The following is a 16401-nucleotide window of genomic DNA, read 5'->3' on the forward strand; positions in this document are numbered from 1 at the left end:
AAGGATCCATCGTGAGCATCACCGTCACCCCCCTCCGCTTCGAGCACCACCGCGAGGCCCTCGGCATCGGCGAATCGACACCGCGCCTGAGCTGGGTCGTCGCGTCGGCGCCGAGCGGCTGGCGGCAGGCGCGCTACGAGGTCGAAGGCCGAGCAGCGGATGGCGCGGGCTCGACCGTGTCGATCGACAGCGCCGACTCGGTGCTGGTGCCGTGGCCGTTCGCACCGCTCGCGTCTCGCGAGCGCCGCGAGGTGCGCGTGCGCGTGGTCGGGGAGGATGGCGCGGCCTCCGCGTGGAGCGACTGGTCCGCCGTCGAGGCGGGCCTGCTGGAGGCATCCGACTGGTCCGCGCGCATGGTCGGCCCTGGCGCCGACGGTGCATTCGCGGGCGAATCCGCGCCGCTGGTGCGCGGTGCGTTCGAGGTGACGGATGCGACGATCCGCCGCGCCCGCGTCTACGTCACCGCCCACGGACTCGTCGAACTCGAGCTGAACGGCGTCCGCGTGGGCGACCACGAGCTCACGCCGGGATGGACGGCCTACCAGGGGCGGCTCCGCTACGCGACCTTCGACGTCACCGACGTCGTGCACGCCGGGGCGAACGTGCTCGGCGCGTGGCTCGGCGACGGCTGGTGGCGCGGGCACCTCGGTTGGGACGGCGAGCGCGAGCTGTACGGCAGCGAGCTCGGCCTGCTCGCCCAGCTCGAGGTGGAGTACGCCGACGGCACGCGGCAGGTCGTGGCATCCGGCCCCGACTGGACCGTCGGCGCCGGCGCCATCCGCTCGGCCGACCTCTACCACGGCGAGGAATTCGACGCCCGACGGCACGATCCGAGCTGGTCCACCCCGGCGTTCGAGGCAGCCGGCTGGGAGCCGGCGGCGGTGAGCGAGTTCGACGCGGCGACGCTCGTCGCCCCCGACGGTCCGCCCGTGCGGCGCGTCGAGACGCTCGCCGTGCAGGAGGTGCTGACGAGCCCCTCGGGGAAGACGATCCTCGACTTCGGGCAGAACCTCGTCGGACGGCTGCGACTCACCGTGTCCGGTGCCGAGGGCGACGTCGTGACCCTGCGCCACGCCGAGGTGCTCGAGCACGGCGAGCTCGCGACCGCGCCGCTCCGCACCGCACGGCAGACCGACGGGTACACGCTCCGCGGCGACGGCGAGGAGACGTGGGCGCCGCGGTTCACCTTCCACGGTTTCCGCTACGCCGAGGTCACCGGATGGCCCGGCGAGTTCGACCCCGCCGCAGTGGTCGCCGAGGTGCTGCACTCGGACATGGCGCGCACCGGCCGGTTCGCGGCATCCGACCCGCTCGTCGATCGCCTGCACGAGAACGTCGTCTGGGGCATGCGCGGCAACTTCGTCGACGTGCCCACCGACTGCCCGCAGCGCGACGAGCGCCTCGGCTGGACGGGCGACCTCCAGGTGTTCGCGCCGACCGCGTCGTTCCTCTACGACAGCGCAGGGTTCCTCACGTCATGGCTGCGGGACCTCGAGTCCGAGCAGCGCCGACTCGGCGGCGTGCCGATGATCGTGCCGTCGCCGATCGAGGTCGCCGGGTCCGGGGCGATGGCGGGGTGGGCGGATGCTGCGACCGTCGTCCCGTGGACCGTCTACCAGCGCTTCGGCGACCTCGAGGTGCTGCGCCGCCAGTACGCGAGCATGTCCGACTGGGTCGACCAGGTGGCCGAGCTCGCCGGCGAAGGCCGCCTCTGGGACACGGGCTTCCAGTTCGGCGACTGGCTCGACCCGCTGGCCCCCGCCGGTCGACCCGAGGCGGCGCAGACGTACGCCGAGATCGTCGCGACGGCCTACTTCGCCAGGTCGAGCCGGATCGTCGCCGACGCCGCAGCGCTGCTGGGTCGCGACGAGGACGCGGCACGGTACGGTGCACTCGCCGACGAGGTGCGCGCTGCGTTCCACCGCGAGTACGTCGCCCGCTCGGGCCGCGTGCTCTCCGACTCGGCGACCGCCTACGCGCTCGCCTTGCAGTTCGACCTCATCTCCGAGGTCGGGGAGCGGCGTCGCGCCGCCGACCGCCTCGCGCAGATCGTGCGCGACAACGGGTACCGGATCACCACGGGCTTCATCGGGACGCCGCTCATCACCGACGCCCTGAGCGCGAACGGGCACGCGGATGTCGCCTACCGACTGCTGTTCGCGACCGAGAACCCGTCGTGGCTCTACGCGGTGACGCACGGGGCCACGACCATCTGGGAGCGGTGGGACTCGCTGCTGCCCGACGGGACCGTGAACCCCAGCGGCATGACCTCGTTCAACCACTACGCGTTCGGCGCGGTCGCCGACTGGCTGCACCGTGTCGTCGCCGGGCTCGCGCCCGCGGCGCCCGGATACCGGCGCCTGCGCATCGCCCCGCAGCCGCCGCGCCGCGGGCTCACCGAGGCATCCGCTTCGCTCGACACCCCCTACGGTGAGGCGAGCACCGCTTGGACGCTCGCCGAGGGCCGGCTCGAGCTGCGCGTGACCGTGCCGGTCGGCGCGACCGCCGACGTCTCGATGCCATCGGGCGCGACGTACGTGGTCGAACACGGCGACCACCGCTTCGCCGAGCCGTTCGAGGCCGACCCGGACGAGCGCCCGGCGGTCACGGTCGACACGCGGTTCGGCGACCTCGTCGACGACCCCACCGCCATGGCGGTGTTCATCGGTGTCGTCACCAGGTACGTGCCCGAGGCAGCCGAGCACATGACCGGCGGGCTGCGCGGACAGGACGACATGACCCCACGCCAGGTGGCCGGCATGCTGCCCCGCTCCGAGGAGGTGCTCGCCGACCTCGAGCGCGGCTTCGCGGCCGTGTCGGCCGGCGAGGCCGTGCCGGCCGACGTGCTGACCGCACCTGAGCTCACCGCCGAGGAGTCGGCCGCCGAGGACGCGGAACTCGAGGCGATGGCCGCGCTGCTCACGGGCGAGGACTTCTGGCGAACGCGCGCCGGCAGCGGCATCCGCTCGCTCACCGTCAGCGACGGTCCGCACGGCATCCGCCTGCAACGCGCGGGCGAGGACCACCTCGGACTCAACACGAGCGTGCCGGCGACCTGCTTCCCGCCCGGGGTCGCACTCGGCTCCAGCTGGGACCCGGCGCTCGCGCGCGAGGTCGGCACCGCGATCGCACGCGAGGCGCGCGCGCTCGGCGTCGACGTCGTGCTCGGCCCGGGCGTGAACATCAAGCGCTCACCGCTCGGCGGCCGCAACTTCGAGTACCTCTCGGAGGACCCGCGACTCACCGGCGCGATCGCGACCGAGTGGGTCCGCGGCGTGCAGGGCGAGGGCGTCGGCACCTCGCTCAAACACTTCGCCGTCAACAACCAGGAGACCGACCGGATGCGCGTGAGCGCCGAGGTCGACGCCCGCACCCTGCGCGAGATCTACCTCCCCGCGTTCGAACAGGTCGTGACGGAGGCGGCACCGACGACGGTCATGAGCGCCTACAACGCGATCAACGGCGTCTTCTCGAGCGAGAACCGCTGGCTGCTCACGGAGCTGCTGCGCGAGGAGTGGGGCTACGACGGACTCGTCGTCTCGGACTGGGGCGCGATCAAGGACCGTGTCGAGGCGCTCGCCGCAGGGCTCGACCTCGAGATGCCCGGCACGGGCGACGAGGGAACAGCGGCGATCGTCGCTGCCGTCCGCGAAGGACGGCTCGACCGGGCGGTCGTCGAGCGCGCCGTCGAGCGCCTTCGCCGGCTCGCCGAGCGCACGGCTCCGACGAATGGCGCCGAGGGGCCCGGCGACGTCGCGCCGGCCGACGCCGAGGCGCACCACGCGCTCGCACGGCGTGCCGCCGCGGCATCCGTCGTGCTCCTGCGCAACGAGCAGGAGACGCTGCCGCTGCGCGCCGGGCAGCGCGTCGCCGTCATCGGCGAGTTCGCGGTCGACCCGCAGTACCAGGGCGGCGGCAGCTCGAACGTCAACGCCATCCGGATCGATCGCCCGCTCGACGAGCTCCGCCGGGCACTCGGCGATGCGCACGTCGTCCACTCGGCCGGCGTCGCTCGGGACGCCGACGCCGACGCGGAGGCGCTGCTCGCCGAGGCGCGCGACGCAGCCGAGGTCGCCGAGGTGGCCGTGGTGTTCGTCGGCCTGCACGAGCGCGACCAGTCGGAGGGCTTCGACCGCGAGCACCTCGACCTGCCCGCCGAGCAGCTCGCGCTGATCGAGGCGGTGTCGGGCGTCGCGCCGAGGACCGTCGTGGTGCTCATGAACGGCGGCATCGTCTCGCTCGAGCCGTGGCACGACCGCGTCGACGCCATCGTCGAGGGCTGGGCGCTCGGCCAAGCCGTCGGCGGCGCGCTCGCCGACGTGCTCACCGGCGTGGTGAACCCGTCGGGCCGGCTCGCCGAGACCATCCCGCTGGCCCTCTCGGACACCCCGTCGTACCTCAACTTCCCAGGCGAGCGCGAGACCGTCCGATACGGCGAGGGCGTCTTCGTCGGCTACCGCTACTACGCGACCGCCGACCGGCCCGTTCGGTACCCGTTCGGCCACGGCCTGAGCTATACGACGTTCGCGTACGAGTCCCTCCGGGTCGAGGCGACCGGACCCGACACCGCCCTCGCCCGGGTCACCGTGCGCAACACCGGGCCGGTGGCCGGCGCGGAGGTGGTGCAGTTGTACGTCGCGCCCGCGGCGTCGGCCGTGCGCCGGCCGGCGCGCGAGCTGGCGGGCTTCGCCAAGGTGCACCTGGCTCCGGACGAGACATCCGTCGTCGAGATCGCGCTCGAGCGTCGCGCCTTCGCGTTCTGGGACGTCACGGGCGATCGCTGGTGGGTCGAGCCCGGCACCTACGCGGTCGAGCTCGGCCGGTCGTCCGCCGAGATCATCGAGCGCCGTGAGCTCGTGCTCGAGGGCGACGTCGACCGGCCCAAACCGCTCACCCTCGAATCGACGGTCAAGGAGTGGTTCGGCCACCCCGTCGTCGGGCCCGCGCTCATGCAGGGCATGATGGCGAATGCAACGCCCGAGCAGCAGGCTGCCGCTGAGGCGAACGCCGACATGCTCAAGATGGTCGACTCCATGCCGATGGGCCAGTTCGCGCGGTTCCCCGGCGTGGAGATCCCCGACGACGCCCTCGACCGGTTCATCGCGATGAGCCTCGCGCCGGCGCAGTAGCGGGCACGACCCCGACGGGTGTGCCGCCGACCCTCTGCTCGAGGCCGGCATCGCGCGTGCCGTTCGCTGCATCGTGCGCGCGTCGCCCGACCGATCGCCGACGTACCGGCCCGAGAACCGGCCGCGGCATACGTCGCACCGACCATCCGAAGGAGATCGAATGATCGACGTCCGCGTCGCGCGCACCCGCGTGCTGCTCACCGGAGCCACCGGCAACTGGGGACGCGCCGCGCTCCGCGAATTCGCGCAGCGCGCCGACCGCGTGAGCGTGGTCGCGTTCGCGATGCGGACCGAGCGCGACCGCGCGGCGCTCGCCGAGTTCGACGGCATGGAGAACCTCGAGATCGTCTGGGGCGACCTGACCGACCCGGTCGCGGTCGCCACCGCCGTGCGCGACGTCGACATCGTGCTGCACGTCGGCGCGGTCGTCTCACCGCTGGCCGACGAGCAGCCGGAGCTCGCGCACCGGGTGAACGTCGGCAGCATGCGGAACATCATCGACGCAGTCAAGGCGCTGCCCGACCCGGGGGCGGTCGCCGTCGTCGGCGTCGGCACCGTCGCCCAGACGGGCAACCGCAACCCGCCGCACCATTGGGGACGCGTGGGCGACCCGATCCGGGTGTCCCGCTTCGATGAGTACGGCCAGAGCAAGGTGATCGCCGAGCGGCTCCTCGTCGACTCGGGACTGCCGAAGTGGGCGCAGCTGCGTCAGACGGGAATCCTCCACTCGGGGATGCTCGAGATCCGCGACCCGATCATGACGCACTCGCCCTTCGGCGGCGTCATGGAGTGGGTCAGTGCCGAGGACTCCGCGCGGCTGCTCGCGAACCTCTGCGAGCCGGACGTGCCGGAGGAATTCTGGGGCGGAATCCACAACATCGGCGGCGGCGACGAATGGCGCCTCACGAACTGGCAGCTGCAGACCGTGATCGGCGGTGCGATGGGCGTCAGCGACATCCGCCGCTGGTACGACCGGAACTGGTTCGCGACCGGCAATTTCCACGGCCAGTGGTACGCGGACAGCGACCGGCTCGAGGAGCTCGTGCCCTTCCGGCAGGACTCATTCGACGCGGCGCTCGGCCGCGCGATCGAAGCGGCGCCCGCGTCGGTGCGTTCGGCGGGCCACGTGCCGGCCTGGATCGTGAAGCACCTCGTGATGAAGCCCCTCACGAAGAAGCCTCGCGGCACGATGCATGCCATCGCCCGTGGCGACGAGGCCGAGATCAGGGCGCACTTCGGCTCACTCGAGGAGTGGCGCGCGATCGGCGACTGGTCGACGTTCGAGGTGCCGGAACCGTCGCGCGAACCGCGCCTCCTGGATCACGGCTACGACGAGGCGACGCCCCCGGCCGAGTGGTCCGCGCTCGATTACCTCGAGGTCGCGGCCCACCGAGGCGGCCGTCTCTCCTCGACCGATGTCGTCCGCGGCGACATCGCCGCGCCGCTCGAGTGGCAGTGCGCCGAGGGCCACGGGTTCTTCGCGAGCCCCCGGCTCGTACTCACCGCAGGCCACTGGTGCCCGGTGTGCGTCACGGACGTCGCGGGGTACGCGCGCCAGGCCGAGACGAACGCCTTCCTGAGTCAGGTGGTCGATGCCTAGGACGGACGAGCGCAATCGCGGCGGAGGGCTGATGCCGACGAGGGCGAGATCGAGTTCGGCCTGTCATCGCGCACCCCCTGCACGGCGGACATGGCGCCGACGACGCACGTCTTCCGGCTCCCGACCACGATGAAGGCCACCGCTCAGCCGCGCACGCCGTATCCGCGCAGGAACAGGGCCTCGCTGAGCGCGAGCCGCTCGATCTCGGTCGGGTCCACGCTCTCGTTGGGTGCATGGATGAGGGCGAGCGGCTCTTCGACTCCCATGAGGATGATCTCGGCCCCCGGATAGGTGTCGGCGAACACGTTGCACAGCGGGATCGACCCGCCCTGCCCGAGCGTCGTCATCGGCGTGCCGTACGCCTCGAGCATCGCGGCGGCCATGGCACGGTAGGCGGGTCCGTCGGTCTCCGCCGAGAACGGCGAACCGACGGCCTCGGTCTCGACGTCGACGTGCACGCCCCACGGTGCGCCCGCGCGCAGGTGCGAGTCGAGCGCCGCATGCGCGTCGCCTGGCGCCATGCCGGGCGGGATCCGGAGGTTGAGCCGCGCGGCGGCGCGGGGCACGATCGCTGCCGTCGAGCCGAGCACCGGCGGGCAATCGATGCCGAGCACGGTGACGGCGGGACGCGCCCAGAGCATGTCGGAGACGGTGCCATCGCCGAGCAGCGCGATGCCGTCGAGCACGCCCGCGTCGGAGCGGAACTGCTCGGGCGGGTACGGCGCCCCCTCCCAGCGTCGGGAGGCGTCGAGGCCGGTGATCGTGGTGTTGCCGGCCGCATCCCGGAGCGACGCGAGGATCGCGATCAGCGCCGCGAGCGCGTCGGGCGCAGGTCCGCCGAACATGCCGGAGTGCACCTCGGAGGACAAGGCCTCGACCCGCACCACGACGTTCACCATGCCGCGCAGGGTGACCGTGGCGGCGGGATGCCCGACCGCGGCGTTGCCCGTATCGCACACGAGGATCGCGTCGGCGCGCAACAGGTCGGGGTTCGCGGCGACGAACGCCTCGAGGCCGCCGGTGCCCTGCTCCTCGGAGCCCTCGACGACGAGCTTCAGGTTGACGGGCACGTCGTCGCCGAGCGCTCGCAAGGCGAGCAGGTGCATGAGGATGTTCCCCTTGCAGTCGGCGGCGCCGCGCCCGTACCAGCGTCCGTCGACCTCGGTGAGCTCGAACGCCGGGGTTCGCCACGCCGAGTCGTCGAGCGGCGGCTGAACGTCGTAGTGCGCGTAGAGCAGCACCGTCGGGGCATCCGGGTCGGAGCAGGCACGCGAGCCGACGACGGCCTTGCTGCCGTCGGGCGTCGTCTCCAGCCGGGCGTCGGTGAACCCGAGCTCGGCGAACCGGTCGCGCACCCACTGCGCCGCCCGCTCGCACTCCTCGGGCGGGAACTGGCGCGGATCCGCGACCGACCGCATGGCGACGAGCTCGGCGAGCTCGGACCGCCCCGACGCGGCCATGAGCTCGGCCACGCGCGAACGAAGGTCGCCCACGGTCAGTTCTCCGTGTCCGTGAGTCCCAGCCCGTCGATGAATTCCTGATACTCCTCGAGCTCATCGGGGCAGTACGTCTGGATGATGAGGACCCCCGCCTCGACGAGCCGGTCCTCGGCGATGATCGGACGCTGCCCCGGACCCGCGGCGCCGTTCGACAGCCGATCGAGCAGGGCCGCCCTGCTGAGGGCCGAATTCGGGTCCTCGCACACCACGCCGCCGTCATCGCCCAGCACGCGGGCGATCTGCTCGGCCGAGAGGGCGGCATCGACGCCGGCGTCCTCGAGGGACACGATCAGTTCGTCGGCCTTGTCCTGCGCCTGCGCGGTCTCCCGCGCGGAGAAGAACGTGATGACGGCGATCACCGCCAGCACCACCAGCACGACCAGGGCGACCACGTAGATGATCGAGCGCTCTCGACGCGGCTGCTGTTCGGTGTGCGTGCTCATGATCCCGACACCTCCGCTTCCGACTGCGCCGCCGCTTCGGGCTGCTTCCACGACGGCTTCCTGAACCGGTAGAACAACCAGGGAACGAGCAGCCCGAGTCCGAGCGCGCCGCCCGCGACGATCACGAAGTAGACCAGGGGGTTTCCCTCGCTGAACTGCGACGGAGGGATGAACCCGACGAGCAGCGCCGCGAGTGAGGCGGTGAAGCCGACGACGCACATGGTGACGAGGAGCGGCGCGCGGAAGCCGCGCGGGTGGTCCGGGTGGCTGCGCCGCAGGCGTACCGCTGCCACGAACATCAGCAGGTACATGATCAGGTAGACCTGCGTCGTGATCACCGAGAAGATCCAGTACGCGCTCGACACCTGGGGGATGAGCGCGTAGCCCAGGGCGATGATCGTGGTGATGACGCCCTGGGTCACGAGCAGGTTCTGCTGCACGCCGTTCTTGTTGAGCTTCTGCAGGAACGGCGGAAGGTAGCCCTCCTGACGCGAGATCAGCAGCAGGCCCTTCGACGGCCCGGCGAGCCAGGTCAGCATGCCGCCGAGGGAGGCCGCCACCAGCGCGACGCCGATGATCGGCGTGAGCCACTGCGAGCCGAACACCGCGAGCACCGCGTCGAACGCCTGCATCACGCCGGCGGTGAGGGAGAGCTGCTCGGCCGGGACGATCCAGCTGATCGCGAGCGCCGGCAGGATGAAGATCAGGAGGACGAGACCCATGGCGAGGAAGATCGCCTTCGGGTACTCCCTGCCGGGGTTCTTCAGCGAGGAGACGTGCACCGCGTTCATCTCCATGCCGCTGTACGACAGGAAATTGTTGACGATGAGCACGAGGCTCGCGAGGCCGGCCCACTGCGGGAGCAGGTTCTCGGCCGTCATCGGCGCCGCCGACTCGTTGCCCTGGCCGAGGAAGACGGCCCCGAGGAGCACCAGCAGGGCACCGGGGATCAGGGTGCCGATGATCAGGCCCCAGCTCGCGAGGCCGGCCACGCCCTTGGTGCCGCGCGACGAGATGAACACGCCGGACCAGTAGCAGACCACGATCACGAGCGCCGTCCAGACGCCGCTGCTCGCCAGGGCGGGATTGATCACGTAGGCGAGCGTCGACGCCACGAACCCGAGCAGCGTCGGGTAGTAGAAGATCGTCATCGCGAACTGGCACCACACTGCGAGGAAGCCCATCGGCTTCGAGATGCCGGTGGCCACCCAGTTGTAGACGCCGCCCTTCCAGCCCGACGCGAGCTCCGCCGAGACCAGTGACGTCGGCAGGAGGAAGACGATCGCGGGCACCACGTAGAGGAAGATGCACGCGAGCCCGTATACGGCCATCGTCGGCGACGGCCGCAGGCTCGCCACCGAGGCGGTCGTCATCAGCGCGAGCGCGATCCACGAGATGTACGTGATCGCCGGAGCCTTGGCGCGCGCCATGCCCGCCGCGTCGGCGCGACCGGCCGCGGCATCCGCTGTGCTCATCGGTCGCACCGCCCGAGCTTCGGGGTGTATCCGGTCGCCGTCTCGCCAGTGCGACGAGTGGACTTGCACAACTGCCTCATCATGATCGCCCCCAGATGCCGGCTCGCACGCCGGATGGGAGCACGCTATCCCCGCCCGGTCGCTGCACGTCGGGACTTAAGACTGTTGACTGATCGGCCAGTCATTGGCGCCCGACGGCACTGGGGCGCGGCTCTTGGGGAGGGGTGCCCCGGGCCGTTCTCGAGTCACGCATTCGAGCCCTGTGGGGCGTCCGAAGCTGCGGCACCGGTGGGCCCATCGGGCGAAGTCGACGACCGCGTTTCTCGCCGACGCGCACCCCAGATCGACTTCGGTGTGCCCGGCATGATGCGCGCCCAGAAGGGCGGTTCCACCTCCTCGGTCAGGGCCGCAGGCAGATCGATGTGGAACGCGCCGATCTCCTCGGCGCCGCGGTGGGCGACGCGATACAGCGCAGTCCCGATGAGCACGCCGAGCGCGATGGACATCACCGACGTGAGCGCGGTGGCGAAGTCCTCCAGGCCCTCGCTCGTGCCGATCGCCTCGGTCATGCCCACCAAGCCGGCGGCACCCGGCACCAGGAGCCAGAAGCCGGGAAGGAACGTCAGCTGCGACGGGACGCCATGACGAAGGCTCGCGATCCAGAGCACGACGGGGGTCATCGCGACGGCGCCGACGAATCCGCTCACCGTCGAGCCGATCAGCACCTGCCCGACCTGCTGCCCCCCGTAGGCCACGAACAGCACCAGGAGCACCCATCCGAACGTCGACGACGGAGCTGAGAAGTGCAGGTAGTTGCCCACGGCGAAGAGCAGCACCCCTACTATCGCCGTCCACCAGGGAAATGTTTCGGACGCGCCGAGCGAGAGGTAGGTCGAGCTCTCGACGCCCACCACCGTGCCCGCCGCGATGATGCCGAACGTGAGCAGGGCGAGCTGAACGAGCCCCATCACGAGACGGGAGGCGCCGGCGACCATCTGCCCGGCGGCGAGCTCGACGGTCCCCGTCGTGAGCGCCCCGCCGGGGAGGAAGGTCGCGAGCGGCGCGATGAGCAGTCGGATGGGATCGCCGATCTCGGCGTAGGGTGCGATGAGGAACACCACGAGCGCGCACGCGAACGCCGCGAAGACGGGGAACACCAGCTGCAGCGTCTGGGATCGCACGAGCTTCGCGAGGCCGATCAACGCGCCGAGGGCGAACGCCACGAGTGCTCCCTGCCAGGTCGGCGTCAGCAGGAGCGCCAGGCCTGTCACGAGGAGCGCGTGTCCGAACGTGCGCACGAGCCAGCCGTGCCGCGGACGCATGGCGCCGATCTCGTTCAGCCGCCCGATGCCCTCAAGCGGCTGGATCTCTGCTCGCTTCGCCTGCTCCAGCAAGGCGTACAGCGCGGCGATCTGGTCGAATCGGAACGTCGGCGTGAGCGTCGAGCGGAGCGCGACTCGGCCGTCTTCCGCGGTCCCGGTCTGAACGAAGATCGCCGTCGGCAGCACCAGGATGTCGGTGTCGTCCCGACCGTAGGCGCGTGACACTGCCAGCATCGTGTCGCGTATTCCGTCGACCGTCTCGGAGGCCGCGTTCAGACCCTCCGCGAGTCCGAGAAGGAACCGGCGGAGGATCGCACGGTCACTGGCGTCGGCCATCTCGCCCCCCGACGCACACGCTATCCCCCACTGCCGAGGAGTGTCGAGCGATCAGCCACCGGCAACAGGACTGCGCGGCGCCTTCGGTCTACGGATGCCGCGTGGCGGCCGCTATTCGACGATCACCATTTCGTGGGGCGTCCGGTTGAGCCGGCGTCCGCCCTCGGCCGTCACGGTCACGATGTCTTCGATGCGAACGCCGAACCGTCCGGGGAGGTAGATGCCCGGTTCGATGGAGAAGCACATGCCGGGCAGCATGGTCTGACGTTCTCCCTCGACCATGTACGGCGGCTCGTGCGTGGTGAGCCCGATCCCGTGGCCGACGCGGTGTATGAAGTACTCCCCGTAGCCTGCCTCCGTGATCACGGCACGCGCGGCGCGGTCGACCTCCTGGCACTCGACGCCGGGCCGGACCGCCTCGAACCCCGCCTGCTGGGCTCGGCGCACGATCTCGTGCACCTCGCGCTCGTCGTCGGTGGGCTCGCCGACGTGCACCGTGCGGGTCGTGTCCGATCCATAGCCGTGCTTGAGACCGCCGAAGTCGAGCACCACCATGTCGCCGCGCTCGATGATCCGGTCGCCCATCTCGTGGTGCGGGTTCGCCCCGTTGGGACCCGAGCCGACGACGGTGAAGTCGACCTGCGAGTGCCCGAATCCGCGCAGGAGCGCGGCGAGGTCGCCGCCGATGTCGGTCTCGCTCCGGCCGGCGAAGCGCACCTCGAGGATCTCGCCGTATGCGGCGTCGGCCGCTGCGGCGGCCGACGCCAGCCGCTCCAGCTCGTCGTCGTCCTTGATCGCCCGGAGCATGGGGAGTGCGGTCGTCATCGAGGCGTACGACGTGCCCGGCAGTCGGCCCTGCAATCCGAGCAGGTGCATCGCCCAGGCCGAGTCCGACAGTGCGTAACGCCCTGGCCCGAGGAGCCGCGCGGTCGCTTCGTACGGGTCGCTCCCGTCGCGCCAGTCCGCCAGTCGGAAGACGGCGGCGCCGGGCGACTCCTCGGCGTCGGGGCGTTCGAGGCTCGGCACGATCATCGTGGGCTCGCCGTCGACGGGGACGACCAGCATCGTGATGCGTTCGGTGATCGCGACCGGCGCATACCCGGTCAGGTAGAGCAGGTCGGGTCCGGGCGTGAGCAGCAGCCCGGACAGCCCCGCCGATTCTGCAGACCGCGCGGCTCGCTCGAGTCTCGCGGCGTAGTCCTCGGCGGTGAACGGGGCAGGTTCGGCCTGCGTCGCTCGATCGGTCATCGGAGCCTCCTCGCCGGGGGGCCGCTTTCCGTTCCGCGATCGGCGCTCCGGGTGATCTCGAATCTACTCGCGTTGCCCAGACTCTTCGCCGACGCCGGCTGCCTCATCGACGGAGCCGCTCCAAGTTCAGCATCGACCCGTCGAGCTCGTCGCGGAACGCGGCGAGGTCGGCTGCGATGAGCTCGGGTTCCTCCCACTCGAGGAAGTGGCCGCCGCGCGGCAGGTCGGTCCATCGCACGATCCGGTACTGCCGTTCTGCCCACTCCCGCGGCGTGGGGAACATGTCCGCTGCGGACATGGCCATCGCGGTCGGCACCTCGACGCGCCCCCAGCTCGCGGTCGTGCTGCGGGCGGTCTCGTAGTAGAGCCGCATCGACGAGCCGATCGTGCCCGTGGCCCAGTAGATCGTGAGGTTGGTGAGGAGGTCCTGTCGGCGGTACACCCGGCCGAGTCCGCCGTCGCTCCAGCGGTCGAACTTCTCGAGCACCCACGAGGCGAGTCCGGTCGGCGAGTCGTTGAGCGCGTGGGCGAGGGTCTGCGGCTTGGTCGAGTGCTCCATGGCGTAGGCCATCTCGGTGCGGTGCCATTCCTCGGCCCGCGCGACGAACTCCCGCTCGGCGTCGGTCAGGTCGTCGGGGATCCAGCCGAGGTAGGGGTTCGTGCCGCTCAGGTGCAGCCCGATGAGCACGTCGGCACGCGACAGCGCCACCTGCTGGAGCACGCCCGCCCCGAGGTCGCTCCCACGACCGAGGAATCGCGGATACCCCAGTTCCCGCATCACGCGTACGGCGATACCGGCGATCTTCGCGACATCCATACCGGGACGGCTGGGCCGCTGGCTGAACCCGTACCCGGGCAGTGACATCGCGACGACGTCGAAGCCGCGGTCGACGAGCAGCGGCATGATCGGCAGCATCTGGACGAATGAGCTCGGCCAGCCGTGCAACGCCAGGACCGGCGTGGCGTTCGTGGAGGCGGACTTCGCGATCACCGCATGCACGTCGAGCCCGTCGACGTCGACGAGCACGTGCTCGAACCCGGCGATTCGGGCAAGTTCGGCCGGCCAGTCGTAGTCGTCGAGCCAGGTGTCGACGAAGGAGCGCAGGACGTCGGTGTCCATCCCGTACGACCACCCGGCGCCGTCGATCGCGTCGGGCCAGCGCGTCCCGCGGAGCCGGTCGCGCAGGTCGTCGATCACCTCGGGGGTGATGGCGGGGGTGAAGGAGCGCACGGACATCAGGGTTCCTCCCGTCGAGTGATGCTCATGCGTTCATCATCGGAGCCGCCGCTGCGCGGTGTCCAACACCTTCCGGTTGTGGATCCGGCCGGGCGATGATGGGTCGGTGGAGCTGCAGTCGCTGCGGTACTTCGTCGCGCTGTCCGAGGAGCTCAACTTCACTCGGGCGGCGGCCCGATGCTGGGTCTCCCAGCAGGCGTTCTCGCGAGCCATCGCGCAGCTGGAGCAACGACTCGGGGTGGTGCTCGCGGTTCGCCGGCCGCGAGGGTGCTCGCTCACGCCCGCCGGCGTCCGGCTCGCGGCATCCGCTCGGGAGCTGCTCTCGCGGGCCGACGGCCTCCACGAGACGGTCGGCGCAGGCGGGTCCGCGCTTCGACTCGGCTTCGTGCTCGACGGGCTCGGCGAACTCACCTCGGTGCTCATCGCCGCCTGCCGTGCCGCGCTCCCGGACGTCGAGGTCGAGGTGCGGCGCGTGCAGCCGCAGGACGTCGTCACCTCGCTCCTGAGTGAACGCGTGCACGTCGCATTCACGCACGGCCCGTCGGCGCATCCCCAGCTCGAGGTCCTGCACCTGTTCGGCGAGCCGCGAGTCGCCGTGGTCTCCCGGGCCGACCCGCGATCGGATGCTGCGGACCTGCGGACGGACGACCTGCTCACGCTTCCGGCCAAACGCCGGCGCGATGACATCGACCCCGCATGGGAGGCGTTCTTCACCCTCACCGCGGAGCGCAACGGCGAGGAGGCCGAACGACGCGGGGTCCCGGCCGACTCCTTCGAGGAGTTGCTGTGGAGCATCTCGGCGGACCGGCTGTTCCTGACCGTGCCGGCGCACGTCGAGCGCAGCTATCCGGGCGCCGCGTACGGGGTGGCGTACGTGCCCGCGCCTGCTCTCGCGCCCGTCGAGTTCGTCGCCGTGCACGCGCCACCTCCGCGGCACCGTGCCATCGGCGACGTCCTCGACACCGCCGTGCGGATCACCGCACCGCTCCGCACCGAGTGAACGGGTGATCGCCGACGGTCGTCGAGCCGAACCGCGCGTCGTGGACGCTCACTGTCGCGGCCACTGGTTCGCGCGCCTGCCTTCCTGCGCGAGCGCGGCCGTCTCCGCGACCCGTGCGGCGCGGGTCGCGGCTCGTCGGGCGGTGGCGATCCATTCCAGGATGCCGCGACGCGCCGACCGTGGGAAGGACTCGAAGTTCGCCCTGGCGTCGGGGTAGGAGTCGAGCGCGGCGGCGAGATCCGCCGGGATCTCGAGCGTCTCGACCTCGTCCAGCGCCGACCACGAACCATCCGCGCGCGACCGCTCGATCGCGGCGAGGCCCGCGGGTGCGATGCGGCCCGCGCTGAGCAGCCGGTCGATGCGGTCCTTGTTGACCTTGGACCAGCCGCTTCCGGGCTTCCGCGGTGTGCAGAGCAGCGCGGTTCGCGTCTGGTCGATCTTCGCCGGCCGGGAATCGATCCAGCCGAAGCAGAGGCACTCCTCGTTGAGGTCCTGAGCGCTGACGTGGGCCTGCCCTGGATCGAGCGCGCTCTTCCGGGCGGTCACGACCCAGACGCCAGGGGAGTCGGCATGGTGCCGTTCGAGCCACGTGCGCCATTCCTCACGCGATCGGACCTCGACGAGCGGGTAGAGGGGTCGAAGTGCGGACTCGGATGCCGCTCGTCCCGAAGACGACTCCACTCCTTCGCTCCTCTCGCGCCAGACATCGCCGCTCGACACCAGTATGAGCGTGCACCGTGGATCCGAACACCCGCAGCCGTGATCAGCGGTCGCTCGCGCCCGGAGGGTCGCCGAGGAAGCGATCGGTGAGGTGTCGCTCACCGGCGCCTGGGGGTGATGCGGCCGGCTCCGAACCTCGCGGAGGGGCCGGCTCTCCCGGGGTGGGATTCGCATGAAACCCCTGGTCGCAGGGGGAGACGCGGCCGCGGACCGCGACCTCGCCGACGACGCCGTATGGCTCGCGCGTCGTCGCACGCGGAGGCGCACGCGCCGCCGATGGGGAGGTCGTTCTGCTCGCCGATCAGGACCGGGCTCGGTGGGATTCGCCGACTGATCGGCGAGGCACAGGCCGTGCTCGGGATACCACCCCTGGCACGCCGTGCGCGCGGATG

The 16401-nt window shown here is 71.2% G+C and carries 10 protein-coding genes; 3 read left to right on the forward strand and 7 right to left on the reverse strand.

Going from position 1 to position 16401, the window contains the following annotated elements:
- Positions 1-11: 11 nt before the first annotated feature.
- Together WBQ80_RS10780 and WBQ80_RS10785 are read left to right on the forward strand one after the other, a co-directional pair.
- A complete protein-coding gene (locus WBQ80_RS10780; RefSeq protein ID WP_337282549.1) occupies positions 12-5129 on the forward strand; it encodes a family 78 glycoside hydrolase catalytic domain in 5118 nt (1705 codons plus the stop codon).
- A 160-nt stretch (positions 5130-5289) separates the two neighbouring features.
- Entirely contained in the window at positions 5290-6729 is a 1440-nt protein-coding gene (locus tag WBQ80_RS10785) for an NAD-dependent epimerase/dehydratase family protein (RefSeq protein ID WP_336571541.1), read from the forward strand.
- A gap of 143 nt (positions 6730-6872) precedes the next feature.
- On the opposite strand, the gene WBQ80_RS10790 is transcribed toward WBQ80_RS10785, so the two are convergent.
- The 6 genes from WBQ80_RS10790 to WBQ80_RS10815 all read right to left on the reverse strand — a co-directional run bounded on the left by WBQ80_RS10790 (position 6873) and on the right by WBQ80_RS10815 (position 14289).
- The gene (locus WBQ80_RS10790) at positions 6873-8222 is read right to left on the reverse strand and encodes a dipeptidase (RefSeq protein ID WP_336571542.1); all 1350 of its coding nucleotides are present in this window, start codon (positions 8220-8222) and stop codon (positions 6873-6875) included.
- 2 nt (positions 8223-8224) lie between these two features.
- Positions 8225-8671 carry a hypothetical protein gene (locus WBQ80_RS10795; protein WP_336571543.1) on the reverse strand — a complete coding sequence of 149 codons (447 nt, stop codon included), beginning with the start codon at positions 8669-8671 and terminating at the stop codon, positions 8225-8227.
- A complete protein-coding gene (locus tag WBQ80_RS10800; protein ID WP_336571544.1) occupies positions 8668-10146 on the reverse strand; it encodes an APC family permease in 1479 nt (492 codons plus the stop codon). Before WBQ80_RS10800 ends, WBQ80_RS10795 begins: the two co-directional genes overlap by 4 nt.
- A 245-nt stretch (positions 10147-10391) precedes the next feature.
- Positions 10392-11804: a threonine/serine ThrE exporter family protein gene (locus tag WBQ80_RS10805; protein WP_336571545.1), complete on the reverse strand. Its 1413-nt coding sequence runs from the start codon at positions 11802-11804 to the stop codon at positions 10392-10394.
- A 111-nt stretch (positions 11805-11915) separates the two neighbouring features.
- Positions 11916-13052 carry a M24 family metallopeptidase gene (locus WBQ80_RS10810; RefSeq protein ID WP_336571546.1) on the reverse strand — a complete coding sequence of 379 codons (1137 nt, stop codon included), beginning with the start codon at positions 13050-13052 and terminating at the stop codon, positions 11916-11918.
- Between the two features lie 103 nt (positions 13053-13155).
- Positions 13156-14289 carry an epoxide hydrolase family protein gene (locus WBQ80_RS10815; protein WP_336571547.1) on the reverse strand — a complete coding sequence of 378 codons (1134 nt, stop codon included), beginning with the start codon at positions 14287-14289 and terminating at the stop codon, positions 13156-13158.
- A gap of 106 nt (positions 14290-14395) precedes the next feature.
- On the opposite strand from WBQ80_RS10815, the gene WBQ80_RS10820 reads away from it, so the two are divergent.
- On the forward strand, positions 14396-15289 hold the full coding sequence (locus WBQ80_RS10820; RefSeq protein WP_336571548.1) for a LysR family transcriptional regulator: 894 nt from the start codon (positions 14396-14398) through the stop codon (positions 15287-15289).
- 48 nt (positions 15290-15337) lie between these two features.
- Here WBQ80_RS10820 and WBQ80_RS10825 read toward each other — a convergent pair whose 3' ends face one another.
- Positions 15338-15970, reverse strand: coding sequence for a YdeI/OmpD-associated family protein (locus tag WBQ80_RS10825; protein WP_336571549.1), 633 nt, complete (start codon positions 15968-15970; stop codon positions 15338-15340).
- Positions 15971-16401: the final 431 nt, after the last annotated feature.

The organism is Agromyces sp. CCNWLW213 (assembly GCF_037199545.1).
In the GTDB taxonomy this organism is placed as follows: domain Bacteria; phylum Actinomycetota; class Actinomycetes; order Actinomycetales; family Microbacteriaceae; genus Agromyces.

What these genes read in the sequence shown, in the direction of transcription:
- WBQ80_RS10785 (WP_336571541.1), top strand. Translation starts at nt 5,290, where the DNA reads ATGATCGACGTCCGCGTCGCGCGCACCCGCGTGCTGCTCACCGGAGCC.
- WBQ80_RS10810 (WP_336571546.1), bottom strand. Translation starts at nt 13,052, where the DNA reads ATGACCGATCGAGCGACGCAGGCCGAACCTGCCCCGTTCACCGCCGAG.
- WBQ80_RS10795 (WP_336571543.1), bottom strand. Translation starts at nt 8,671, where the DNA reads ATGAGCACGCACACCGAACAGCAGCCGCGTCGAGAGCGCTCGATCATC.
- WBQ80_RS10805 (WP_336571545.1), bottom strand. Translation starts at nt 11,804, where the DNA reads ATGGCCGACGCCAGTGACCGTGCGATCCTCCGCCGGTTCCTTCTCGGA.
- WBQ80_RS10800 (WP_336571544.1), bottom strand. Translation starts at nt 10,146, where the DNA reads ATGAGCACAGCGGATGCCGCGGCCGGTCGCGCCGACGCGGCGGGCATG.
- WBQ80_RS10815 (WP_336571547.1), bottom strand. Translation starts at nt 14,289, where the DNA reads ATGTCCGTGCGCTCCTTCACCCCCGCCATCACCCCCGAGGTGATCGAC.